At 66.1% G+C, this 24,298-nt stretch carries 20 protein-coding genes, 1 tRNA gene and 1 pseudogene; 12 read left to right on the top strand and 10 right to left on the bottom strand.

Going from position 1 to position 24,298, the window contains the following annotated elements; genetic code table 11:
• Position 1 precedes the first annotated feature (1 nt).
• The 5 genes from EKE94_RS01665 to wrbA all read right to left on the bottom strand — a co-directional run bounded on the left by EKE94_RS01665 (position 2) and on the right by wrbA (position 4,533).
• Positions 2-778: a sulfite exporter TauE/SafE family protein gene (locus tag EKE94_RS01665; protein WP_127904862.1), complete on the bottom strand. Its 777-nt coding sequence runs from the start codon at positions 776-778 to the stop codon at positions 2-4.
• The gene (dapF, locus tag EKE94_RS01660) at positions 775-1,581 is read right to left on the bottom strand and encodes a diaminopimelate epimerase (RefSeq protein WP_127904861.1); all 807 of its coding nucleotides are present in this window, start codon (positions 1,579-1,581) and stop codon (positions 775-777) included. The genes EKE94_RS01665 and dapF overlap by 4 nt, the downstream gene beginning before the upstream one ends.
• Complete coding sequence (locus tag EKE94_RS01655) at positions 1,578-2,819, bottom strand: MFS transporter (protein WP_164870782.1); 1,242 nt, start codon at positions 2,817-2,819, stop codon at positions 1,578-1,580. The genes dapF and EKE94_RS01655 overlap by 4 nt, the downstream gene beginning before the upstream one ends.
• A gap of 51 nt (positions 2,820-2,870) precedes the next feature.
• Positions 2,871-3,836, bottom strand: a complete 966-nt coding sequence (locus EKE94_RS01650; protein WP_127904860.1) for a glutathione S-transferase family protein — start codon at positions 3,834-3,836, stop codon at positions 2,871-2,873.
• A gap of 97 nt (positions 3,837-3,933) precedes the next feature.
• Entirely contained in the window at positions 3,934-4,533 is a 600-nt protein-coding gene (wrbA, locus tag EKE94_RS01645; protein WP_127904859.1) for an NAD(P)H:quinone oxidoreductase, read from the bottom strand.
• Between the two features lie 116 nt (positions 4,534-4,649).
• Here wrbA and EKE94_RS01640 point away from each other — a divergent pair, with 116 nt between their 5' ends.
• Positions 4,650-5,552 (top strand): LysR substrate-binding domain-containing protein, encoded by a 903-nt coding sequence (locus EKE94_RS01640; protein ID WP_127904858.1) that lies wholly within the window; start codon positions 4,650-4,652, stop codon positions 5,550-5,552.
• 343 nt (positions 5,553-5,895) lie between these two features.
• Here the strand turns inward: EKE94_RS01640 and EKE94_RS01635 are convergent, their stop codons facing one another.
• Positions 5,896-6,246 carry a Rid family hydrolase gene (locus tag EKE94_RS01635; RefSeq protein ID WP_235855859.1) on the bottom strand — a complete coding sequence of 117 codons (351 nt, stop codon included), beginning with the start codon at positions 6,244-6,246 and terminating at the stop codon, positions 5,896-5,898.
• Positions 6,247-6,295: 49 nt separating this feature from the next.
• Positions 6,296-6,895 carry a TetR/AcrR family transcriptional regulator gene (locus tag EKE94_RS01630; RefSeq protein ID WP_127904857.1) on the bottom strand — a complete coding sequence of 200 codons (600 nt, stop codon included), beginning with the start codon at positions 6,893-6,895 and terminating at the stop codon, positions 6,296-6,298.
• A 116-nt stretch (positions 6,896-7,011) separates the two neighbouring features.
• Between EKE94_RS01630 and EKE94_RS01625 the strand changes: the two genes are divergently transcribed.
• The 4 genes and pseudogenes from EKE94_RS01625 to EKE94_RS01610 all read left to right on the top strand — a co-directional run bounded on the left by EKE94_RS01625 (position 7,012) and on the right by EKE94_RS01610 (position 10,451).
• Positions 7,012-7,644, top strand: a complete 633-nt coding sequence (locus tag EKE94_RS01625; protein WP_127904856.1) for a hypothetical protein — start codon at positions 7,012-7,014, stop codon at positions 7,642-7,644.
• A gap of 776 nt (positions 7,645-8,420) precedes the next feature.
• A pseudogene (locus tag EKE94_RS01620) lies at positions 8,421-9,149 on the top strand (integrase core domain-containing protein); the annotation flags it as partial.
• A gap of 73 nt (positions 9,150-9,222) precedes the next feature.
• Positions 9,223-9,429: a hypothetical protein gene (locus EKE94_RS01615; RefSeq protein WP_127904855.1), complete on the top strand. Its 207-nt coding sequence runs from the start codon at positions 9,223-9,225 to the stop codon at positions 9,427-9,429.
• 338 nt (positions 9,430-9,767) lie between these two features.
• Positions 9,768-10,451 (top strand): tyrosine-type recombinase/integrase, encoded by a 684-nt coding sequence (locus tag EKE94_RS01610; RefSeq protein WP_127904854.1) that lies wholly within the window; start codon positions 9,768-9,770, stop codon positions 10,449-10,451.
• 73 nt (positions 10,452-10,524) lie between these two features.
• Here the strand turns inward: EKE94_RS01610 and EKE94_RS01605 are convergent.
• A tRNA-Leu gene (locus EKE94_RS01605) sits at positions 10,525-10,609 on the bottom strand.
• A 451-nt stretch (positions 10,610-11,060) separates the two neighbouring features.
• Between EKE94_RS01605 and EKE94_RS01600 the strand changes: the two genes are divergently transcribed.
• The 3 genes from EKE94_RS01600 (at position 11,061) to EKE94_RS01590 (ending at position 14,212) form a co-directional block, all read left to right on the top strand.
• On the top strand, positions 11,061-11,561 hold the full coding sequence (locus EKE94_RS01600) for a Hint domain-containing protein (protein ID WP_127904853.1): 501 nt from the start codon (positions 11,061-11,063) through the stop codon (positions 11,559-11,561).
• A gap of 280 nt (positions 11,562-11,841) precedes the next feature.
• Positions 11,842-12,528, top strand: a complete 687-nt coding sequence (locus EKE94_RS01595; RefSeq protein ID WP_127904852.1) for a DsbA family oxidoreductase — start codon at positions 11,842-11,844, stop codon at positions 12,526-12,528.
• A 454-nt stretch (positions 12,529-12,982) separates the two neighbouring features.
• Positions 12,983-14,212 carry a multidrug effflux MFS transporter gene (locus tag EKE94_RS01590; RefSeq protein ID WP_235855858.1) on the top strand — a complete coding sequence of 410 codons (1,230 nt, stop codon included), beginning with the start codon at positions 12,983-12,985 and terminating at the stop codon, positions 14,210-14,212.
• A 235-nt stretch (positions 14,213-14,447) separates the two neighbouring features.
• Here EKE94_RS01590 and mfd read toward each other — a convergent pair whose 3' ends face one another.
• Together mfd and EKE94_RS01580 are read right to left on the bottom strand one after the other, a co-directional pair.
• Entirely contained in the window at positions 14,448-17,891 is a 3,444-nt protein-coding gene (gene mfd / locus EKE94_RS01585; protein ID WP_127904851.1) for a transcription-repair coupling factor, read from the bottom strand.
• A gap of 411 nt (positions 17,892-18,302) precedes the next feature.
• Positions 18,303-18,830 (bottom strand): component of SufBCD complex, encoded by a 528-nt coding sequence (locus tag EKE94_RS01580; protein WP_127904850.1) that lies wholly within the window; start codon positions 18,828-18,830, stop codon positions 18,303-18,305.
• A gap of 154 nt (positions 18,831-18,984) precedes the next feature.
• On the opposite strand from EKE94_RS01580, the gene hemB reads away from it, so the two are divergent.
• The 4 genes from hemB (at position 18,985) to EKE94_RS01560 (ending at position 24,230) form a co-directional block, all read left to right on the top strand.
• Positions 18,985-19,977: a porphobilinogen synthase gene (hemB, locus tag EKE94_RS01575; protein WP_127904849.1), complete on the top strand. Its 993-nt coding sequence runs from the start codon at positions 18,985-18,987 to the stop codon at positions 19,975-19,977.
• A 292-nt stretch (positions 19,978-20,269) separates the two neighbouring features.
• On the top strand, positions 20,270-21,337 hold the full coding sequence (locus EKE94_RS01570) for an AI-2E family transporter (protein ID WP_407940866.1): 1,068 nt from the start codon (positions 20,270-20,272) through the stop codon (positions 21,335-21,337).
• Between the two features lie 2 nt (positions 21,338-21,339).
• Positions 21,340-22,062 (top strand): HdaA/DnaA family protein, encoded by a 723-nt coding sequence (locus EKE94_RS01565; protein ID WP_127904847.1) that lies wholly within the window; start codon positions 21,340-21,342, stop codon positions 22,060-22,062.
• Positions 22,059-24,230, top strand: a complete 2,172-nt coding sequence (locus EKE94_RS01560) for an RNA degradosome polyphosphate kinase (RefSeq protein WP_127904846.1) — start codon at positions 22,059-22,061, stop codon at positions 24,228-24,230. The genes EKE94_RS01565 and EKE94_RS01560 overlap by 4 nt, the downstream gene beginning before the upstream one ends.
• The last annotated feature ends 68 nt before the right edge of the window (positions 24,231-24,298 follow it).

Below are 24,298 nucleotides of genomic sequence, written 5' to 3'. Positions count from 1 at the left end.
GTCAATTGACGAAGTACCATGCCGACAACGCGGCGCCGACAGCGACCACGGTCCAGCGCATGACCGGAACGGGAACGCGGCGGGCGACGACGACGCCGAGGAATCCGCCCGTGATGCTGGACAGCGTGATGACGACGGCCTCCGGCCACTGCACCAGTCCGGAGAAGACGAAGAGGATTACGGCGAAGCCCTGCATGAAGACCGCGAGGATGTTCTTGGAGGCATTGGCGTCGTGGAACCGGTCGCCGAAGACGATCGAGAGGGACGCGAGCATCATGATGCCCATGCCGGCCCCAAAATATCCTCCGTAGATCGCCACGATGCCTTGCAGCGCCAGTGCTCCGATCGTGGCCTTGGGGACCGGATTGGTTGTCATGCCCGCGCCGCCCCTAATGTGCTGCATGAACGCGGGAATGCGCGGCGACACGGCGAATAGGATCGTCGCGAAAAGCAAAAGCCACGGCACGAGGCCGCGGAAGGTCGTGTCGTCGGTATTGAGAAGCAGCCAGCCGCCGAACAGCCCTCCGACCGCCGATATCGCGCAGAGCGGGACGAGAACGCGGGCGAGTGCTGCAATCTCGCGCCTGTAGGCCAGGGCGGAGGCGATCTGACCGGGCAAAACCGAGACCGCACTCGTCGCGTTTGCCGCGACCGGGGGCAGGCCGATTGCCATGAGCGTGGCGAAGGTGAAGAACGTACCGCCACCTGCGATCGCGTTGATGATGCCAGCCAGCGTTCCGGCTCCGACGAGCGCAAGAAGATCGAAGGTCGAGCTCATGTGCGCACCTCGATCCGGCCGGAATATACATGGGCCGCATGCCCGACCATCGTAAGCTCTTCGCCTCTGACCCATCGCACCGAAAGCCCACCGCCGAGTTGGTCGACCGTGACGTGGTCGCCAGTCAGGCCTGCTTTGATTGCCGCGGCGGCCGCGGCGCAGGCCCCTGATCCGCAGGCCCGCGTCGCGCCCGCGCCCCGCTCCCACATGCGCAGGTCGATCCGGTCCGCACTGGCAATTCGGGCGAAGGCCACGTTGATGCGGTCGGGGAAGAAAGGGGCGTGTTCGAGAATCGGACCGGCATTGGCCACGTCAACCGCTCCGATGTCGTCGACCAGAACGACGAGGTGCGGGTTCCCGACATCGACATGCCAAAGCGGCTCGGCCCGCTCCGCCCGTAGAAGCGCGGAGAGCATCCGGCAGCTCTCGGGAGTCAGCGACTGGGCGTCCACCGGGGCGATGCGCGGTTCTGGCAACGCGACCTCGACACCGTCATCTGTCGTCACGACACGTGCTATGCCACTGCCGGTTTCCACCGACAGTTCTCCCCCAATCAAAAGGCCCACGCAGCGCAACGCATTCCCGCAAATCTCGGCCGGGCTTCCGTCGGCATTGCGGATCTCGACGCGGATCGACGCCATGTCGGAGGGACCGATCAGTACCATCTGGTCGAAGCCGATGCCTGTGTGCCGATCCGCGAGGGCGGCCACGAGAGCCGGATCGAAGTCTGACGGCGTCTCGCGCAAGTCGAAGACGGCGAAATCATTTCCGAGACCGTGCATCTTTTCGAAGCGGTGCATCATGGTCGAAGATCCTCCATTGCGGTCCGGGCTTGAACGAGACCGCCTTCCGGCGAGGGGGCTGTATGTCTACCGGGTCCTCCATGAAGACGGTCGTAGCGCCATGCGAAGGCCCACACGACCAGCCCTGCAAAGGTCAGCGCCACGCCCACGAGTCCTGTCGATGTCAGCCCGAACCCGGCGCTGAGTGCCAGCCCGGCGAGGAACGGACCGAGGGCGTTCGCGGTGTTGATCGCGACGTGGTTCAGCGCAGCGGCAAGGTTCTGCGCATCGCCTGCGACGTCCATGAGTCGCTTTTGCAGGACCGCGGTCATCGACATGATCACGCCGATGCAGGCAACGTCGAGCGAGATCCACCAGACGTTCTCTGCGGCCAGCGGATAGAGCGCGAGTGCTACGGCGGTCCAGACCAGCGTGGCACCCGCGGTCGGCATCTGGGCGCGGTCGGCAAGGCGCGGCACGACGAGGCTGCCGATCGTCATGCCGATGCCGAAGGCCGCGACGACGAAGGGCACCACGACCTCCGACACGCCGGTAACCTGGTCGAGCGTCGCCGTCAGGTACGCATAGACCGAGAAGAGCCCGCCATAGCCGATCGCGGCGATCCCGACGGTCAGCCACACATTGGGCAGCGTAAGCGCGCCGAGTTCGCGCAAAGGGCTGGCCGAGGCTTCGGCCCGCTGAAACGGCACGAAGACGAGGATCGCCGCGGCGGTCGCAAGGGCCAGTGCGGCGACGGCGGCAAAACCCCATCGCCACCCCGCCAAGGTTCCAAGCCAGGTCGCGCCGGGCACGCCCACGATCGTGGCGATGGTCAGGCCCAGAAGCAGATAGCCGACGGCCTCGGTCCGGCGGTCTTCGGGGGCGAGCGAGGCCGCGACAAGGGATGCCATTCCGAGATAGGCCCCGTGCGGAACGCCTGCGAGGAAGCGAGAGGCCATCATCGTGGGATAGGCCGCAGCAAGGGCGCTGAGCCCGTTGCCGAGCGCGACCAGCAACATCAGCCCGATCAGGACGGGTTTGCGCGGGGATCGGCTGAAGAGGATCGAGATCAGCGGCGCGCCGACGAGGACCCCGAGGGCGTAGGCGCTGATCAGGTGCCCCGCCGCCGGCTCTGATAGCGATAGGCTCCGGGCGATGGGCGGCAGAAGGCTCATCGATCCGAACTCGGTCGTGCCGATCGAGAACGCCCCGGTGGCGAGGACCGCATAGGAGATTACGGCTGTTCTGGAATGGGCCAAGGCACGCTCACTTTCGAATGCGCGGGAGGGATACGGTCGATCGGGCGCAGCTCAGTCGAGGCCGCCGCGCCCGTGCGGTTCGGACAGGGACAGCGTCGGGCCGCGGGGAATGATGCCGGTCGGGTTCACCGCCAGCATGCCGCCGTAGTAATGGGCCTTGATGTGATCGAAGCGGACGGTCTCGGCGATGCCCGGAACCTGATACAGGTCGCGCAGGTAACCGTGCAGCGCCTCGTAATCCGAGATGCGTTGCCGATTGCATTTGAAATGGCTGAAATAGACCGTGTCGAACCTGACCAGCGTCACGAACAGCCGCCAGTCGGCCTCGGTCAGGCGATCACCGGCAAGATAGCGGCTGGAAGAAAAGTGCGCCTCCAGCGTGTCGAGCATTGCGAAAACGTCGGTAAACGCGGCCTCATAGGCGTCCTGAGATGTCGCGAAGCCTGCCCGATAGACCCCATTGTTGAGCGCCGGATAGATCCGCTCGTTCCAGTCGTCGATCTGCCCGCGCAGGTCTTCGGGGCAGAGATCAAGGTCCGCTCTCTCGGCCAGCGATCCGAAGGACGAATTGAACATGCGCAGGATGTCGGCGGATTCGTTCGAGACGATCGTCCCTTCGCTATTGTCCCAAAGCGTTGGCGTCGTCACGCGGCCCGAGAACTGGGGATCGGCAAGCTGATAAAACTCATAGAGATAGCGGCTGTCGAATAGCGGGTCCGCGCCGGCATCGTCGAACCCACCGAACTCCCAGCCGTTCTCGCGGTTGTAGGGGTTCACGATGGTCATGCCGACGACGCCTTCGAGCCCCTTCAGCCGCCGCGCGATGATCGTGCGGCAGGCCCATGGACAGGCATAGGAGACGAAGAGGTGGTACCGCCCGGGCTCGGGCGGGAAACGCGCGCCATCCTCGTTCGAGATCCAGTCGCGAAATCCGGCATTCTCCCGTACGAATTTCCCGTCATGGGACTTGGTATCGTACCAGCCGTCGTGCCATGTACCATTCTCGAGATATCCCATGGCGGGACCTCCATTCCTGAATGTTTTGATCACCGCTTCCGTCGCCGCGCGGTGTCTTCTAGACAAAGGGCAAGCGTCAAACAGGGCACATCCTGCCTCAGCGCGATCCTGTCGCGAGGCGGGCAACCTTCTCGCCTTGGTAGCGCGCGATCGACAGTTCAGTACCTGACGGCTGCCGCGATCCGTCACCCCCGGCATAGGTGGCCGCGCCGTAGGGCGAGCCCCCGCGCAGTTCAGAGGTGTCGGACAGGCCTTTTGCCCCCGCATAATCGACCGGAACGATCAGCATCCCGTGATGCGCAAGCGTGTTCCAGAAGGACGTGATCGTCGTTTCGTTGCCGCCGCCCGTGCCGCTCGAGGTGAAGACGGACCCGAACTTGTCGACAAGCTTGCCTTCGGCCCAAAGGCTTCCGGTCTGGTCGAGAAACGTGCGCATCTGCCCAGCCATGTTGCCAAAGCGCGTCGGTGTGCCAAAGACGATGGCGTCGTAGTCAGCCAGTTCCTTGGGATCGGCGATCTCTCCCTCGAGGTCGGTCTTCGCGCCCGCCGCCTCGAGCGCATCGGCTCCCATCGTCTCGGGGACGTGCTTGAGCGTCACCTCGATGCCCTCGACGCTCCGGGCGCCCTCCGCCACCGCTTGCGCCAGCGTCTCGATATGGCCGTACATCGAATAATAGAGAACGAGCATTTTCTTCATGGCAGTCACCTTGGTCCGATCCGTCTGTCGAGCCAGAAGATAGGGGTGACATTCATGCAAAAAAATTGAAACGTTCTGCGCTATATGATCGGAATTATTGAATAGTGGAGCATCGGATGCCGGGCCTCATCCAACAGGAAGCCTTCGAGGTTCTCGAAGCGATCGACCGGTTCGGAACTTTCGCGGAAGCCGCGGCTGCGCTGCACCGCGTGCCCTCGGCCATCTCCTACGTGATCCGCCAACTCGAGGCAGACCTGGGGATCGAGGTATTCGACAGGCGCCGTCGCAAGGCGGTCCTGACGCCGGCCGGACGTTTGCTACTCGAGGAAGGACGCCGCATTCTCACTGCGAACCGAGAAACGCGGGCGGCCGCCACCCGGCTCGCCCGCGGCTGGGAGCCAGAGCTGCGTATCGCCATAGATACTCTGATCCCGCGGGGGATGCTCTGGCCGATCGTCTCGATCTGCCGCGAAGAACTCCCTTTCATTCAGATCCACATCCTCGAAGAGACGTTGGGCGGCACCTGGGAGGCGTTGATAGAGGAACGGGCCGATATCGCCATCGGAGCGGACGATGCGCCGCTTCACCGCGATATTGAGGCAATCGGGAGCATGACGGTGGAGTTTGTCTACTGCTGCAGCGTGAACCATCCGCTGGCACATCGCGCCGGGCCCATTACTGAAGACGCGCTGAAAAAGTTTCCGGCAATCGTGGTCTCGGACAGCGCACGAGCGGTCACCCCGCGCTCGATCCCGCGCTCTCTACTCGACGGACAACCAAGAATTACGGTGTCACACATGGCGACAAAGATCGACGCGATCCGGCAGGGGCTCGGCGTCGGGTATTGTCCGCGCGCCTGGCTCGTGGACGGGCTTGCATACGGCCTCGAGACACTCGATCTCGAAACCCCAAGGCCCCCCATCGATTGCAACATCCTGCTGCACCGGTCTCGGCGTGGGCGAACGCTGGACTGGTTCACGCAAAGGTTGATGCAGATCGACGGAGTACGAAAATTTTGAAAATGGGTCTTGGATACCCCCTACGCCCGCGGAGCGGACGTACATCTCGTTTGCAGAAATCGACATGAAGGGCTCGAAGCGGTCATGCAGCGAGGCAGCTGGGCGTGCGACATGCAGGCAGCAGCGGCCGTCTCTCCCGGCCCTTTACTGCCGTTCGTTGTTTAAGCGACCGCGGCATTGCAGCATGACTGAAGCAATCATTGGGCAAGAAGCCTAATGACTGCACATTCTCGGGTGGGCCTTATAGAACGCTCGGGGGTGGGAACCTGTTGAACGTTTCTCCCCACCGTCGCATGCCGTCCCGTAGGCAATTCGACAACTGCGTCGGCGTCGATCTCGATCATCAGTCGAGGATCGATAAAGCACCAGACTTCGACAAAAGTGCTTGCCGTCGAACCGAGCCGCACACGTCGCCGTGGGCCTTTGCAGCCTTTATCCATGTAGCGATATCCGTGAGCATGATCCGCGTCCGAGCGACAGTGGACATGGGCGCCTCGGTCTCCCGCAGGGCGGCGCCGATGATCTCGAGGCAGCGTTTCGTCTGCTCATAGACGTCAGCCGGGCAGTCGCTCGTTACATCCATAGCGATGTGCGCGGTCCCAGACACGAGTATCTCGTGCCCGATGCGGACCGCACGGCTGAAGCCGATCTCGGGCTCAAGATATGCGCCCGATGAAATGGTCTCTCTACTCATTGGATCCTCCTTGAGGCCCAACTTTGGAAGAATGGAAATGGCGGGCGGGCTAAGGGCGGTTCGACCCTGCGGTGTCGCGCGCCGCGTCGAGGTGGAACTGAATCACAGCGCCGATCCGTTCTACGATCTCCTGCTCTGTCATCTCGGCCACCGGTGAGAGCCGCAGGATGTAGCGACAGAGCGCGAGACCGAAGAGCTGGCTGACGATCAACCCCGCGCAGCTGTCTTCTTCTCCCTCCGGCACGAGGCCCGAAATCGCAGGCACGACCTGTTCCTCGAAGACCTCGTGGATCTTGTCTGCCACGTTCTGGTTCGAGACGGCAGATCGCAGGAGGATCGGCAGGCCGATTCCGCTCCGGTCCCCTTCCCAAAGCATCAGGAAATGCCGAACCAGACCTTTACCGGCCAGGTCGCGGGGGATGCTTCCCAGGTCCGGCAATCGCAAGTCCACGAGTGCCGCCGCCGAGAAGAGCCCCTCCTTCGAGCCGAAATAGCGCATGATCATGGCCGGATCGATCGGCACCGCTTCGGCGATCTGCCGGACCGACGCGCCATCGTATCCCTTCTCGTAGAACAGCGTCTGCGCCGCTTCGAGGATGGCTTGGCGGGTCTTCTCGGATTTCGAGAGCTTTGTAGGTGTCAGGGTCATGACGCATGAATGCCAACGGACGTTGACTTTTGCAAGCAGGGGTGGCACCAACCAGTTAAGTCAACGATCGTTGACTTTCTCGAAACTAAACTTGAGCGCCTGGAAAGGAAGGGCACATGACACCTGCTACCCTAACCCGTATAGACTTCGGCATCGGCACGGTCATCGCGCTCCTGATGGCCGGCGTCTTCACTTGGATCGGCGGCCAGGCGTTGGTCTCGACATTCGTCCCCGGGCTTCTGGTCACCTGGGCGATCTTTCTCTGGATGCATCTGAAACAGGTGGCACTGCCGGACGGGCACGGTCTCTATCCGCTCTACTTCAGCGTTCTCGCGTGGCAGCTCCTGCACTTCAGCGAAGAGTTCATGACCGGGTTCCGAGTGCAGTTCCCTGCCCTTTTCGGCGGCAGCCCGTTCTCGACCGAGCTTTTCGTCGGCATCAACATGGTGTCCTACTTCCTTTTCGTGATGGCCTTCATCGGTGCCTTCGCGGGCGGCCGCCGGTTCCTGCTGGTGCCTGTGCTGTTCTTCGTCGTCTATGGCGCCTTGGGCAACGCGATCGCCCACACCTACTGGGTCATCGACCAAGGCGGATACTTCCCCGGCTTTTTCACCGCGCAGCTCTACTGGGTGCTAGGGATACTGCTGGTCGCCCGCATCGGGGGCTCATGGCGTATGGCGGTCACCGCGACCTGTGGGTTGGGCGTGCTTCTGGTGGGCGTCCTGGCCATGACGATGCAGGCAGCCTGAGGCGCGGCGCTGGGGGCGCCGAGCGAACGCATCCCCTACCCGAGGGAGACAGTGAGAATGGTCACATCCATTATCATTCGACCACCGGGAGATCGCGCAGGCCGTCCGTCACGGGCGTCCTGTCAGGCGGGGCGGTCCGGACGCGGAAAATCGGACTTCGGCTCAAGAGCCGGCGTTCGATATGGGCGGCCACGCCTGACAGCTCCCTGACCTATAAATCGCATTCCAAATCCCGCGTTCAGAACAAAGGAGAAATCCTTATGCCCAGGGTCATTCGTGCCCCGCTCGCCGGTTTACTGGCCTTCACCATCGCCACCCTCGTCAGTAATGTTCTTTTCTTCCAGCTCGGCACGCCGGTCCTCTTCGACCCGGGCCTCTAATTGGCCAAGGTCATCGAGGTGCTCTTCGAGATGGACCCGAAATCGCTGATGTTCTTGGTCCGCCCCCCTGAAGAGTGGTCCTCCCGGAAGTAGGCTTTCGAGCCGTATGGAGGACAAGGAATGGGACAGATCGGAGACGGATGAGGGATCGATCCGGGGGATCGATACCCCGGCGGAGCACATAAGCCTGAGGAGATCGTCGCGAAGCTGAGGCAGGTCGACGTGCTGGTATCGCAGGGACGATCGGTGGCCGAGGCGGTGCGATCCATCGGGGGTGAGGCATGAGCGCGCCAGCGGTCCGAGCGCCATGCCGAACCAGGTCACCTATTACCGCTGGTGCAAGGAACGAGCCATGTCCGCCATTGGTCCGAGGACAATGGCGAGTGCTGGCTGAAGACCGACCGGGTAAAGCGGCTCAAGGAGCTTGAGAAAGAGACCGAACGGTTGCGGAAGGCGGTCTCCGATCTCACGCTCGAGAAGCTGATCCTCCGGGAGGCCGCCTCGGGAGTGAGGGCCGTCTCGGAAACCGTCCGGGGGACCGTTTACGGCCCGAACGGGCGGAGACACTAAGCCCCGCCCGCCGCCGAGCCTGCGTCGATCACGTCAGACGGAAGTTCCGGATCTCCGGACGTCTTGCCTGTCGCGTTCTGGGGCAGCATCGATCGCCCCATCGCTGCGCTGCGCGGGCGGGCCGACGAAGAGGCGCTGACCGCGGACATCGTCGCGCTGGCCAGCCAGTAGGAGCGCTACGGCTATCATCGGATCGCGGCATTGGCTCGCGAGACGCGGGCTGGGCCGTGAACGTGAAGCACGTCGAGCAGGTCTGGCGAAGGGACTGCCGAGGGCCAGAAAACGGTCCGGGGGACCGTTTTTCCGAGGCAGGGCTACTGCGAGAGCTTCAACTCGAAGCTCCGCGACGAATTGCTGAACGGCGAGATCTTCTACTCGCCGGCGGAGGCTTGCGCCGTGATCGAGGCATGGCGGGTCCACGACAACACGGTCAGGCCCCATTCGTCGCTGGGCTACCGACCGCCGGCGCCGGAGGCTGGCCACTGGCCGTCGCGCGGCCAAGAATCAGCCCCGCCGCAGGCATCCGCCTTGGCACGGAAACCCGTCATGTACTAAGTTTGAAACCTGACCACCCGATAGGGGCAGGCCACCTGCTTTGCGGGATTGCCGCCGGAAGGGGAGCGAACACATGTCCAGACGCACGCCCCTCCTGGCTGTCAAGGAATCAACCGCGGCACGGATGCTGGGTATGCGCACAAACAAGTTCAGGAACCTCGTCCAGATCGGCGCGCTGCTGCAGCCCATCGACCTTGCTGGGCAGGTAATGCGGTGGCGGGTGTCTGACCTGAAAGCCATCCTGACTGGCGCCGTTCCCGACGACGGCTTCGAGACATGAAGAAGCTGGAGCTTCCCTATCTGGACACCATCACCGTGAAAGGGCGTACCTACCTCTACCTTCGGAATGGCAAGCCAAGGGTGCGGCTCAAGGCGGCGCCCGGCAGCGAAGCCTGCCCACGGGAGTACTGGCATCTGCGTCGCGGGCAACCTTCTACCGCGTCCCCGACGAGGTGGGACCAGCTTACCGCAAGCCACTATCAAAGCTCAAAGTAAAAGCGCATCAGCAAGGGAACCGCAGCCAACTACAGACGGCATTGCGAAGCGATCCGTGAGAAGAACAGTGCGAGAGACGTCCGCTCTTTCCCTCGGAAACACGCCATCGAGGCGCACGATGCATTGCAGAACACCTGGTCGAAGGCCAACGAACGCGTGGGCGTCCTCTCGATCCTAATGCGCCACGCCGTTGACCTCGAATGGATCGACCGCAACCCGGTCGTGAACGTCGAGAAACTGACGGGCGGCGAATATGAGCGACGGCCCGAGGAAAAGCTGAAAGCGTTTGAGGCAGCGTGCGCGGACGCCAGCTTGGAGCGCATTCTTTATGAGCTGGCGCTCGGTACGGGCCAGCGGCTTGGAGACTGCATCTCGGTGAAATGGACCGACTTTGATGGCGAGTATATGACAGTCGTTCAGGAGAAGACCTCAGCCAAGATCCAAGTGTACAGCCCCCCGCGCCTTCAGTGCTTCCTGAAAACCGTTCCCCGGAGCGGGGCCCATAGGCTTGCGAAGAACCACACGCGGCATATGGGAAAACGTCACGTGCAGAAGAAGGTCGAGGCCATCCGCGAAGCCATCGGCGTTCTGTCCGGGGCAAACCGTCCTGTGCCGCATGGGTGGCGCTACACCGCCGCGATAGGGCTGGCCGGCGCGGGCGTCGACATGCGCGGCATCCAGTCCGTGACCGGCCACAAGACGCTCTCGATGGTTCAGAAATATACCGCCCAGGCGAACCAGAAAGCAGCTTCCAGAAGGCCGCAGACGGCACGCGAACAGGGCGGAAAAGAAAAAGGAAAGCGCTAACAAAGTGCCAAACTCGGCCACTCGATCTGGGCACAGCGATTCCAGTTCAGGAATTTTCCATTGAAAGTCAAAATGGTGCGGGTGAGAGGACTCGAACCTCCACGCCTCGCGGCGCCAGAACCTAAATCTGGTGCGTCTACCAGTTCCGCCACACCCGCAGGACCCGGGGCCATCGCAAAAACGGCTGCACCCGCGTCGCGATCCCGGCGGCGAGAGCTGCGCCCCCCCGACCGGATCGTCCGAAGGTGATACGCAGGAGCGCCCCGCGATGCAAGACGCCTTGGCGCCGCCGGCGCGCCCCGGAGCTGGGGCCCGGGGTACTGTCGGAGCCATCACTCCATCGGGCAGTCCCCGGCACCATCCGAAAGTCCGCCACCACGGAAGACGACGAGGCGATCATCGCAGCGTGGCTGGCCATCACCGAGCGGGCGGGCCGTTCGGGCGTCGCACCCTGCCGAGACGATCCGGTTCGCCTGCGCATTTCGGCAAAGCTGCTATCGACGGGCTGTCGGCGGGACCTCTCATCGCCCCGGAATTGCCGCAGACGGCGCCGCGAAATCGCCATATTCGCACGGCGTGATCGCAGCGAACGGCAAAGGAAGACGAGTCATGACGCGCCCCCTGAACCGCCCGTCGACATGGACCGGCGCCTCGCCCGGGCGGGCCTGCGCCGACCGCGTCTCGGGCTTCGCCCCGGGCGTGCGTATCCTCACCGCCGAGGGCCTGATCCCGGTCGAGTTCCTGGGCGCGGGGGACCGCATCGTCACCCGCGACGGCTTGCGCGCCCTGACCGCGATCGAGACGCGCCAGGCCACGGGGCTGAGCCTCTGCCGGATCAACCCGGGCACCTTCGGGCACGACCTGCCGATGCGACCCTGCGTGATCAGCCCCGCCACGCCCCTGCTCTTCCGGGGCTGGCGGGCGCGTGCGATCTACGACCGCCCTGCCGCGCTGGTGGCCGGGGGGCGGCTGGCCGGCGGAGGGGCCATCGAACGGCTGGCGCCCGGAGCGGCGCGGACCCTGCTGTCGCTGGTCTTCGAGACCGCGCAGATCGTCTATGCCGAGGGTCTGGAAATAGGCGTGCCGGCCCCCGTTCGCGCCGCCGCCTGATCCTTGCGATCGGCCCGCGGGGCGTTGCCACGGGCAGACCGGTCCGCGCGGCGCGCACATCATGATCATCTGGCGGGGCCGGTTTCGCACCGATGCACATGGCCCCTGCAGGCCATTTGGCGCGCCCCCTGCCCCGGCGTGGTGGACAGCGCCGCTGCATAGGCCTATCTGGCGCCGGTGACGGGCGGGACCGACAGGCCGCACCCGGTCCCGGCGACCTTCCGACCGGACGACCGGCCCCTGCCCGCCCTCCCTGCCATGCCCGACCCGGAGGCCCCAGATGAAGCTCGACATCCTTTCCGATCCCGTCTGCCCCTGGTGCTATATCGGCAAGGCCCTGCTGGACCGCGCCCTGACCGAACGGCCGGACCATCCCTTCGACATCGAATGGCATCCCTTCCAGCTGAACCCCGACATGGAGGCGGGCGGCCGCGACCGTGCCGCCCACCTTGCGGAAAAGCTGGGCGGTCCCGACCGCGCCGCCGAGATCCAGGCGCAGATCGACGCGCGCGCGGCCGAAGCCGGGCTGACGATCGACTGGGCGGCGATCACGGTCACGCCCAACACGCTGGACGCGCACCGGCTGATCCACTGGGCCGGGCTGGACGGGCGGCAGGGCATGGTCGTCGACCGGCTGTTCGCCGCGTATTTCCGGCAGGGGCGCGATATCGGAGACCCCGACGTGCTGGCCGACATCGCCGAGGATGCCGGCATGGACCGGGCGATGGTCGCACGGCTTCTGGCCACCGACGCGGATGCCGAGTCGATCCGCGCCCGCGATGCCCATGCCCGCGATCGCGGCGTGACCGGCGTGCCGACCTTCATCGTCGGCGAACGCCAGGCCGTGCCCGGGGCGCAGCCGGCCGAGCTGTGGCTTGACGTCATCGCCGAGATCACCGGTCAGGGCGCCCCGCAGCCCGGTACCGTCACCGGCGATGCGCCCGGGGCCAATGGGCCGACGCAGTGACGGCCCGGCCCGTCACCCGCGCGCCTGCAAAAGGGCCAACCGCCCGCGGGGCCCGCGCTCGGCCCGAATCCGGGCGCGTCGGAGGAGCCTGCCGGAACGCTCCCCGCCTCGGGGCTGAGGCAGGGGGCAGATTTCCGGGTCATCCTCTCGCACCGCGCCCGCGCTGCACGAACGGCGTGCGACTGCATCGCATCGTCGGGCGGAGCGGCGCCGCACATCCCCCGCACCGCGCCCGCCTTGCGGTCACACCCGGGGCCATCCTTTTCTTCCGAGCCCCGGCTGCCGTCCCACCGGGCAGCTATCCCGGGCTCCGTTCTTTGCCCGCTCCCCGAGTGCCGGGCAGCTTCCCATCCCTGACGTATTGGACCGAACCATTGACCCTGCCCCTTCACCACGGCGTGCCATGCCTCGCCCAGCCCGCGACAGGCCGCGCGCCTAACACGGCGGCCCCTGCATGAGCGGGGGACGCGCGCTGTCGCGCCCCGAATTCATCGCCATGATCGCGGCGCTTTTCGCCACGGTCGCCTTTTCCATCGACTCGATGCTGCCGGCGCTGCCCGAGATCGCCGAGACGCTGACACCCGATAACGTCAACCGCGCGCAGCTGATCCTGACCTCGTTCCTGTTCGGCATGGGGCTGGGCACGCTGGTCGTCGGACCGCTGTCCGATGCCTTCGGCCGCAAGGCGACGATCATCGCGGGCGTCGCGCTCTACATCGTCGCCTCGGTCGCCGCGATCTTCGCGCAAAGCCTCGAACTGCTGCTGGCCGTGCGCGTGGTGCAGGGCCTTGGCGCGGCGGCACCGCGGGTGGTGTCGCTGGCGATGGTGCGGGACATCTTCGCGGGTCGCCAGATGGCGCAGATCATGTCCTTCGTGATGATGATCTTCGTCATGGTTCCCGCCGCCTCGCCCTTCGTAGGCTCGATCATCATCGCCAATTTCGGCTGGCGCGCGATCTTCGTGGCCTTCATCGTCTTCGCGCTGATCGGGTCGACCTGGGTGACGCTGCGCCAGCCCGAAACGCTGCCGCCCGAAAAGCGGCGGGCGCTGGGGGTGGCGACGCTCTGGTCCGCGCTGCGCGAGGTGCTGTCGCACCGGATGGTGCTGATCTACATCGCCGTGCTGACGCTAGGCTTCGGCCAGATGTTCGCGTTCCTGAGCTCGGTTCAGCCGGTCTACGAAGAGATCTACGGCATCACCGACAGTTTTCCGATCTGGTTTCTCTGCTCGGGCCTGCTGTCGGGGGCCGGAACGATCCTGAACGCGACGCTGGTGATGCGGCTGGGGATGCGGCGCCTGGCGATCGCCGCCTATTCGACTCAGACGGTGCTTTCGGCGGTTGTTCTGGTGCTGACGCTTTCCGGCGCCGTGCCCGAGGCGCTGGCCTTTCCGCTGTTCTTCGTCTGGTCGGTAACCGTGTTCTTCATGGCCGGGCTGACCTTCGGCAACCTCAACGCGCTGGCGCTGGAACCCTTGGGCCACATCGCGGGGCTCGCCTCGTCCGTGATCGGGGCGGTGTCGACGGTGGGCGCGGTGATCCTGGCGATCCCGATCGGGCTGGCCTTCAACGGCACCGTGGCGCCGCTGATGATCGGGGTGTTCTGCTGCTCGGGCCTGGCCTGGCTGCTGATGTGGAGCGCCCGGCGCGCCGACCCCGCCCCGAAGAAGGTCGTCCGTCACTGACGGGCGCCCTGGCCCGGGCCTCGCGCGTCTTCGGGCCCGCCAGGCCGCCGCTGTAACGGCGTGGCAGCGCCCTGAGGGCGATGCCGGCCTTTTGGTGAGCCCCGGGTCCCGACCCTGCTCAGCCGACCCTGCTCCGCCGACCCTGCTCGTCGACTCTGCCGCCCCCGATTTTGCCCCTGACTTTGCCCGCCAGCCTCATGCCGGCGGGACGTTCAGCAAAAGGCGGCGCGAGAGCCTAGTCGGCCCGCGCGTGCCGGGCCAGGTCCTGGGCGATGGCAAAGGCGCCCTTGATCTTCTCGGGCGTCTTCTCCCAGTCGCGGCGCACCACGATCTTGTTGTCCTTGACCTTCGCCTCGCCCTTCTGGGCGTTGACGAACTCGACCAGACCCTTGGGGTTGGCGAACTTGTCGTTGTGGAACTGGATCGTCGCGCCCTTCGGGCCCGCGTCCAGCTTGGCAATCCCGGCCTTCTTGCACTCGGCCTTGATCCGCACCACCAGAAGCAGCGTGTTCACCTCTTTCGGCAGCTTGCCGAAACGGTCGATCAGCTCGGCCGCGAAGCCTTCCAGCTCGACCTTCGTGGTCAGCCCCGACAGACGCCGGTAAAGCCCCAGCCGCACGTCGAGGTCGGGCACGTAGTCCTCGGGGATCAGGACCGAAACGCCGAGATTGATCTGCGGCGCCCACTGCTCGTCGGTCTCCGACAGCCCCTCGATCTCGCCCGACTTGATCTTGGCGATCGCCTCTTCCAGCATCGACTGGTAAAGCTCGTAGCCCACCTCGCGGATCTGGCCCGACTGCTCTTCGCCAAGAAGGTTGCCGGCGCCGCGAATGTCGAGGTCCTGACTGGCCAGCGTGAAGCCCGCGCCAAGACTGTCGAGCGAACCCAGCACCTTGAGCCGCTTGTCGGCGCCCGGCGTCAGCTTGGCCTTCGGCTTTGTCGTGAAGTAGGCATAGGCGCGGGTCTTGGACCGGCCCACGCGCCCGCGGATCTGGTAAAGCTGCGCCAGCCCGAACATGTCGGCGCGGTGCACGATCATGGTGTTAGCCGTGGGGATATCGAGCCCCGATTCCACGATGGTCGTCGCCAGCAGCACATCGTACCTGCCGTCGTAGAAGGCGTTCATCTTGTCGTCGAGCTCGGTCGCGGCAAGCTGTCCATGCGCGGTGGTAAAGGTGATCTCGGGCACTTCCTCGGACAGGAAGGCCTCGATCTCGGGCAGGTCGGTGATGCGGGGGACCACGAAGAAGCTCTGCCCGCCGCGGTAATGTTCGCGCAAAAGCGCCTCGCGCACCGTGACTGCGTCGAACTCGGACACGTAGGTGCGGATGGCCAGACGGTCGACGGGCGGCGTGCCGATCACCGACAGGTCGCGCACGCCGGTCAGCGACAGCTGCAGCGTGCGCGGGATAGGCGTCGCCGTCAGCGTCAGCACGTGGACGTCGGTGCGCAGGCTCTTCAGCCGCTCCTTGTGGTTCACGCCGAAATGCTGCTCTTCGTCGATGATCAGCAGTCCCAGATCCCTGAACCTCACCGACTTTGCCAGCAGCGCGTGCGTGCCGATGACGATGTCGCAGGCCCCGTCGGCGACGCGGGCGCGCGCTTCGGCCGCCTCTTTCGCGGTAACGAAGCGCGACAGCTGCCGCACCTCGACTGGGAAGCCGCGGAAGCGTTCGGCGAAGGCCTTGTAATGCTGGCGCGCCAGCAGCGTCGTCGGCGCGATGACCGCGACCTGACGGCCAGACATCGCGGCGACGAAGGCCGCCCGCATCGCGACCTCGGTCTTGCCGAAGCCGACGTCGCCGCAGATCAGCCGGTCCATCGGCGTGCCCGAAGAAAGATCCTCGACCACCTCCTCGATCGCGCGCAGCTGATCGTCGGTTTCCTGGTACGGGAAACGGGCCGAGAACGCGTCCCACGCACCGTCGGGCGGCTCCATCACCGGGCCCTTGCGCAGATGGCGTTCGGCGGCGATGCGGATCAGCCGGTCGGCGATCTCGCGGATGCGTTCCTTGAGCCGGGCTTTCTTGGCCTGCCACGCCCCGCCGCCCAGCTTGTCGAGAAGCCCCTCCTCGTGCCCGTAACGGCTGAGAAGCTCGATATTCTCGACAGGCAGGTACAGCCGGTCGCCGCCCGCATATTCCAGAAGCAGGCATTCGTGGCTGGCGCCCAGCGCCTGCACGACCTCAAGCCCCTGATACCGGCCGACGCCGTGGTCGACGTGAACGATCAGGTCGCCCGCGGACAGGCTTTGCGTCTCGGTCAGGAAGTTGTCGGCGCGCTTGCGCTTCTTGGTGGTGCGGATCAGCCGGTCGCCCAGCACGTCCTGTTCCGAGATGACGGTCAGGTCTTCGGTCTCGAACCCCTGTTCCAGCGCCCAGACGGCCAGGTGCACGCGGCCGCGGCCCTCGGGCACGTCGCGCCAGTCGCCGATCAGCTGCGTGTCGGTCAGGTCCTCGTCCTCGAGCAGGCCCTGAAGCCGCTCACGCGCACCGTCCGAGTAGCTGGCGATCACCACCTGCCCCGTCTTGCGCTTCGCCGCGACATGTTCGGCCAGCGCACCGAAGAGGCTCAGCTTCTCAGCCTGGCGTTCGGGCGCGAAGTCGCGGCCGATGCGCGCGCCGGCGTCGATGACGCCCGGGCCGCTCGCGCGGCGGTGCGGGGTGTAGGACAGGACGCGGCGGCCCTTAAGCGTGGTGTCCCAGGCATCGGGCGACAGGTAGAGCTCGCCCGGGGGGCTGGGCTTGTAGACCGTATCGAGCCGCTTTTTCGACACCATCGCTTCGCGCCGGTTGTCGTAGGCGTCCTCGATCATCTCCCACCGCGTCAGGCGCATGGGCTCGGTCTGGTCGTCCAGCGTCACGGTCGCGTCGGGCAGGTAGTCGAAGAGCGTTTCCAGCTTCTCGTGGAAGAACGGCAGCCAGTGTTCGATACCCGCGTGCTTGCGCCCCGCGGTCACGGCTTCGTAAAGCGGGTCGTCGGCGCCCGAGGCCCCGAACTCGACCCGGTAGTTCTGGCGGAACCGGGCGATGGCCGCGTCGTCGAGGATCACCTCGGACACAGGCGCCAATTCGACCGAGCTCAGCTTTTCCGTTGTGCGCTGGGTGTCGGCATCGAAGCGGCGCGCGCCGTCCAACGTGTCGCCGAAGAGGTCCAGCCGCACCGGACCGCCCTCGCCCGGTGGGTAGATGTCGATGATGCCGCCACGCACGGCATAGTCGCCGGGCTCCATCACCGTGGGCGCCTGCGTGAAGCCCATGCGCGACAGGAACCCACGCAACTCGCCGTCGTCGATCCGGTCGCCCACCACCGCACCGAAGGAGGCGGCGCGCAGAACCTCGCGCGCGGGCACCCGCTGGGTCGCGGCGTTGATCGAGGTCAGAAGGACGAACCGCCCCGGGATACCGTGCGCCAGTGCCGCCAGCGTGGCCATCCGCGCGGCCGAGATATCGGCGTTGGGCGACACCCGGTCATAGGGCAGGCAATCCCATGCGGGAAAGGTCAGCACCGTCACGTCGGGGGCAAAGAAGGCCAGCGCGGCCTCCATCGCGGCCAGCCGCTTGTCGTCGCGCGCGACATGGATCACCGGGCGTCCGGTCTTCGCCAGTTCGTCGCGCAGAAGGGCGGCATCGAACCCCTCCGGCGCGCCGCCGACGGTAATATGCGAGGGGGCAGTCATGGAGGCGTGAGGTAACCGCCGAAACGCCGGTGTCAATAGCGCGCGCCGCGCCATGTCATGCGCGGCCGGCGGGGGAGGATCGCACGCCGGCCGCCCCCGGGTGATATCGGCCCGCGCGGCGCCGTCCCGCATGGCAGAGCCAAGGGGACAGCCCGCGGCCCGTCCACCGCCGACAGGCGCTCCGCTCACGGTAGGAAAGGACCAGGTGCGACGGCCAGCTGATCGCCGCGCAACGGTATCGCGTCGGATCATTCGCCCGGCCTCTGCCTGACGTTCTACGGCTACACCCTTGCGGGCAAGGCGCGTTGCTGTTTCAGGTTTCCGTCCACACGCGGAGGCCAAGCGGCCCGGGCCTGGGCCCGCGATCCGCGTGAGCACCATCCACTAGACGGTTTTACGGGCACGGATGCCTCACGGCCCGAATGCGCCGACGTCCAGGTTCTTGTACATCCCCCACATCGCCGTGACGAAGATCGACACCATGCCGATCACCTGCGTCGCGCGGCGGTGGTTCAGCATGCGCCGGTGCAGGTCGGGGCCGACGGACTGGTGCTGCACGATGCCGCGCGCGGTCGACACCGTCAGAAGCCCGACAAAGGTCATCGGCAGGGCGATCAGGAACACCGCCTGCGCGAACTCGACCCCGTAGAAGAACCCGAGGATCGCCAGGCCCGTCAGCAGCATCGACACCAGCGCGATCAGCCACAGGCCCGAGACCTGGGCGATGTAAAGCTGGCGGCTGGTGTTGATGCGGACCATGTCGCGCAGGTCGGACTCGGCCTCGCCGCCGTGGTCGCGGGCGCGCAGGACCATGTCGTAGGGCACGCCCAGGACCCAGTGGCTGGTCGTCGACCACACGACGGCCAGCGCGATCCAGTACCACAAATTCGAAAAGGACCGCATGTCGATCAGTTCGAATACGGCGTCGTACCAGTCCACGTGAAGGCCTCTCCCGCTTCCGTCCCCCGTCCTCCCTATAAGCGGGCGCCGGGAATGACTACCCTTGAGATGCGCCCCGATCCGTGCCACCGCAGGGCCCGTGTCGGCGCGTCCGCGCATGCCGACCGCGTGACGCTAGAGAGGTTCGCCCGCCATGACCATCGCCCCCTTCCCCGCCGCCCGCTTTCGCCGCCTTCGCCGCAGCGACGCCCTGCGCCGGCTGACCACCGAAACCACGCTGTCCACCGACGACCTGATCTGGCCGGTCTTCGTGCGCGAGGGGCAGGATGCCGAAGACCCCATCGCCTCGATGCCCGGGGTCACCCGCCGCACCATCGACCGCCTGTTGCCGCAGGTCGAAGAGGCCGCGCAGCTGGGCATTCCGGCGGTCTGCCTGTTCCCCTATATCGAGCCCGGGCTGAAGACCGAGGCCTGCGAGGCCGCGTGGGACCCCGACAACCTGTCGAACCGCGCGATCCGCGCGATCAAGGACGCGGTGCCCGATATCGCGGTGATGACCGACGTGGCGCTCGACCCCTACAACGCCAACGGCCATGACGGCATCGTCCGCGACGGAGAGATCGTCAACGACGAGACTGTCGAGGCGCTGGTGCGGATGACGCTGGCGCAGGCCGAGGCGGGGGCCGACATCATCGGCCCGTCGGACATGATGGACGGCCGCATCGGCGCGATGCGTGCCGCGCTGGAACGCGACGGCCACCACGGCGTGTCGATCATGTCCTACTCGGCCAAGTATGCCTCGGCCTTCTATGGGCCCTTCCGCGACGCGGTGGGCGCGTCCGGCGCGCTCAAGGGCGACAAGAAGACCTACCAGATGAACCCCGCCAACTCGGACGAGGCGCTGCGGCTGGTCGAGCGTGACCTGACCGAGGGCGCTGACATGGTGATGGTGAAGCCCGGCATGCCCTATCTCGACATCTGCCGCAGGGTGAAGGACAGCTTCGGCGCGCCGACCTTCGCCTACCAGGTGTCGGGCGAATACGCGATGATGGCGGGCGCGGTCGAGCGTGGCTGGCTGGATGGCGACCGGGTGATGCTGGAAAGCCTGCTGGCCTTCAAGCGCGCCGGCTGCGACGGCATCCTGACCTACTTCGCCCCCGCCGCGGCCCGGATCCTGAACGGCTGACGTCGGCCCCGGGGCGCCCCGGCGGGGGGGCGCTGGGGTCCCGGGGTGCACTGGCGGCGGCACACTGGCTGGGGGTTCGGGCCCCGATATCCGCCCCGAACCCTTCCCCCCGCCACCGAAGCCCGGGACACGCTCCATGGGGGACGGAGCACACTCGCACGCCCCCCTGTGTCCCGTCGGTCCCGCCCCACGGTGACCCGCGGCCGGGGCGGCCGTGGCGCTTGCATCGCGCAGACCTGCGGGGCAAGACAGGACGATCGTGAACGCGGTGGAGACTGCCTTGCCCCTCAGCATGCACAATCAGGCGAAATACTGGGGCATCGCTGCGGCGGTGTTCCTGCTTCTGCTGTGGTGGATGGGGGATGTCATCCTGCCCTTCATCCTGGGCGGGGCCATCGCCTATATCCTCGACCCCATCGCCGACCGGATCGAGAAGATGGGCGCCTCGCGGGCGCTGGCAACCACGCTGATCACGCTCTTTGCCGTGCTGCTTTTCGTGCTGCTGGCGCTCTTGGTGATCCCGACGCTGATCAGCCAGACGACACAGCTGATCAACGCGATCCCCGACATCGCCACCAACCTGCAGGGGTTCCTGACCGAACGCTTCCCCGAGGTGGTCGAACCCGAGAGCACCATCCGGCGGTCGCTGGCCTCGGTCGGCGAAACGCTGCAATCGCGGGGCGGCGAGCTGCTCAACACCCTTCTGGCGTCGGTCTCGGGGCTGGTGAACGTGATCACGCTGTTCGTCATCGTGCCGGTGGTGTCCTTCTACCTGCTGCTCGACTGGGACAAGATGGTGGCCAAGCTCGACGGCCTGCTGCCGCGCGACCACGCGCCCACGATCCGGCAGCTGGCGCAGGACATCGATCACACGATGGCGGGCTTCATCCGTGGTCAGGGCCTCGTCTGCCTGATCGTCGGCGTCTACTACTCGGTCGCGCTGATGGCGGTGGGGCTGCAATTCGGCCTCGTCGTCGGGGCCATCGCCGGGTTCCTGACCTTCATCCCCTATGTCGGCGCGCTGGTCGGCGGCGGCCTGGCCATCGGCCTCGCGCTGTTCCAGTTCTGGGGCGACTGGGTGTGGATCATCGCTGTCTGGGCAATCTTCCAGTCCGGCCAGTTCGTCGAGGGCAATTTCCTGACGCCGAAGCTGGTGGGCGATTCCATCGGTCTGCACCCGGTCTGGCTGCTCTTCGCGCTGGCGGCCTTCGGGGCGCTCTTCGGCTTCGTCGGGCTTCTGGTCGCGGTGCCGGTCGCGGCGGCCCTGGGCGTGCTGGCCCGCTTCGCCACCGCCCGCTACAAGGAAAGCAGCCTCTACCGTGGCGAAGACCCCTTTGGCGGGCCGACGCCGGGGCTCTGACGATGTACAGCCAGCTTGCCTTTCACCTGCCCGTCAAGGAGGCGCTTGGGCGCGAAGCCTTCTTCGTCGCCCCCGCCAACGCCACCGCCGTCGCCCTGATCGAGGGCTGGCGCGCCTGGCCCGGCGGCAAGCTTGCCCTCTCCGGGCCGCGGGGCGCGGGCAAGACCCATCTCGCCCATGTCTGGGCCGCCGAGGCCGGCGCGCGGATCATCCCCGCGACCGACCTGACCGAGGACATGGTGCCCGCGCTGGCCGATGCGCCCGTCGCGGTCGAGGACGTGTCGGCCATTGCCGGGTGCGAGGATCGCGAGAGGGTGCTGTTCCACCTCCACAACCTCTGCCTTGCCTCGGGCGGGCGGCTGCTGCTGACCGACGAACGGCCGCCCGCGCGCTGGGACATTACCCTGCCCGACCTCGCCAGCCGGCTCGAGGCCGCGACGCTAGCCCGGATCGAAGCGCCGGATGACACGCTGCTGGCCGCGGTGATGTTCAAGCTCTTCTCGGACCGTCAGCTGGGCGTCGACGAAGAGGTCGTGACCTACCTCGTGCCGCGCATGGACCGCTCATTCGCCCATGCGCTGGCGATGGTCGAGGCACTGGATGCCCGCAGCCTGGCCGAGAAACGCGAAATCCGCGTGCCTCTCGCCCGCGAGGTGCTGGCAGACCTTGCAGACTGGCCCGACGCGCCTCACCCTCGCGACAGCGAGCCACCGGAGGACAGATGACCAGCGCGACCGATTTCCTGCAGGCCCCCCTCCCCGCCTCCGAAGAGCGCGCGGTCGCGGGCCCGCAGCGGTTCATCAACCGCGAATTGTCGTGGCTGGCCTTCAACTGGCGTGTTCTGGAAGAGGCCGAGAACCCCCGGGTGCCGCTGCTGGAACGGCTGCGCTTCCTGTCGATTTCGGCCACCAACCTCGACGAGTTCTTTACCGTCCGCGTCGCGGGCCTGCGCGAACTTGCACAGGCGGGCAACACCACCCCCGCCGCCGATGGCCTGAGCCCCGCCGAACAGCTGAAGCTGATCGGCGTCGATGCCCGGGCGCTGATGGACCGGCAGCAGAAGGCCTATCGCGCCCTGCTGGACGAGATGGGCGAGGCGGGCATCCACATGCTGGACCGCGCGGACCTTACCGATGCCGACCGCGCACATCTCGAAGACGTGTTCCTGACGCAGGTCTTCCCGATCCTGACGCCGATGGCCATCGACCCCGCGCACCCCTTTCCCTTCATCCCCAACACCGGGTTCAGCCTGGCGCTGCAGCTCGAACGGCGCGCCGACCGGCGCAAGCTGCGCGCGCTGTTACCGATTCCGCAACAGACGGATCGCTTCGTCCGGCTGCCCGCACCCGAGGGTCAGGCGCGGTTCCTGCCGCTGGAAGAGCTTCTTCTGCTCCATCTCGACCGGCTGTTCCCGGGATACGCCGAATTGGGGCACTGCGCCTTCCGCGTCCTGCGCGACAGCGACCTGGAGGTCGAGGACGAGGCCGAGGACCTGGTGCGCGAATTCGAGGTCGCGCTCAAGCGGCGGCGTCGGGGCGAGGTCGTGCGGCTCAAGATCTCCACCGGCGCGCCGCCGCAGCTTCGCCACCTGATCATGGAAGAGCTGCACGCCACCGAGGAAGAGGTGATCGAGATCGAGGGCGTGATCGGCGTCTCCGACCTCAAGGAGCTGGTGCTGGACGAACGCCCGGACCTGCTTTGGCCCAGCTTCACGCCACGCGTCCCGGAACGGGTGCAGGATCACGACGGCGACATGTTCGCCGCGATCCGGCAGAAGGACATGCTTCTGCACCACCCCTACGAGACCTTCGACATGGTGATCCGCTTTCTGAACCAGGCGGCAGCGGATCCCGACGTCCTGGCGATCAAGCAGACGCTCTACCGCACGTCCAAGCAGTCGCCCATCGTCGACGCGCTGTGCGAAGCGGCCGAGGCGGGCAAGTCCGTGACCGCGCTGGTCGAGCTCAAGGCGCGTTTCGACGAGGCCGCCAACATCCGCCAGTCGCGCAAGCTCGAACGTGCGGGCGCCCATGTCGTCTACGGCTTCATGAGCTACAAGACACATGCCAAGATCAGCTCGGTCGTCCGCCGCGAAGGCCGCAATCTGGTGACCTATACCCACTACGGCACGGGCAACTACCACCCGATCACCGCGCGCATCTACACCGACCTGTCGTTCTTCACCTGCGACGCGGCGCTGGGGCGCGATGCGACGCGGGTCTTCAACTACGTTTCCGGCTACGCCCAGCCCGAGCGGCTGGAAAACCTTGCCATCTCGCCCATCAACATGAAGTCCTTCCTGATCGAGATGATCGGGCGCGAGGCGCAGGCCGCGCGCGACGGGCGGCCTGCCGCGGTCTGGGCCAAGATGAATTCGCTGATCGAGTCGGACGTCATCGACGCGCTTTATGCCGCGTCCGAGGCGGGGGTCCGGATCGACCTCGTGGTGCGCGGCATCTGCGGCCTGCGCCCCGGGGTCGCGGGGCTGTCGTCGAACATCCGGGTGAAGTCGATCGTCGGGCGATTCCTCGAACATTCGCGCATCGTCTGTTTCGGAAACGGCAACACGCTGCCATCGCCCACCGCGCGGGTCTTCATTTCCTCGGCCGACTGGATGGGGCGCAACCTGAACCGCCGGATCGAAACGCTGGTCGAATGCACGAACCCGACTGTCAAGGCACAGATCGTCGATCAGATCATGGCGGCCAACATGGCCGACACTGCGCAAAGCTGGCAACTGGCGCCCGACGGGCAGTGGCACCGCCCCATGCCCGGGCCGGACGAGGCCTTTTCCTGCCATAGGTTCTTCATGGAGAACCCTTCCCTCTCTGGCCGCGGCTCGGCCGCCGCGACGGGCGAGATGCCGCGCCTCGCACATCGCCGCAAGGGCTAGGCGGTTTGCCTCCGACGTGGCTTCGCCGTCACAAGGGGACGCGGCATGGTTTACCGTTTCTGCATGAA

Origin of the sequence: Mesobaculum littorinae (assembly GCF_004011175.1) — a bacterium.
Taxonomy (GTDB): domain Bacteria; phylum Pseudomonadota; class Alphaproteobacteria; order Rhodobacterales; family Rhodobacteraceae; genus Tranquillimonas; species Tranquillimonas littorinae.
Note: the sequence above shows the minus strand (reverse complement) of the source record. Positions and strands in the feature narration are given on the sequence as shown.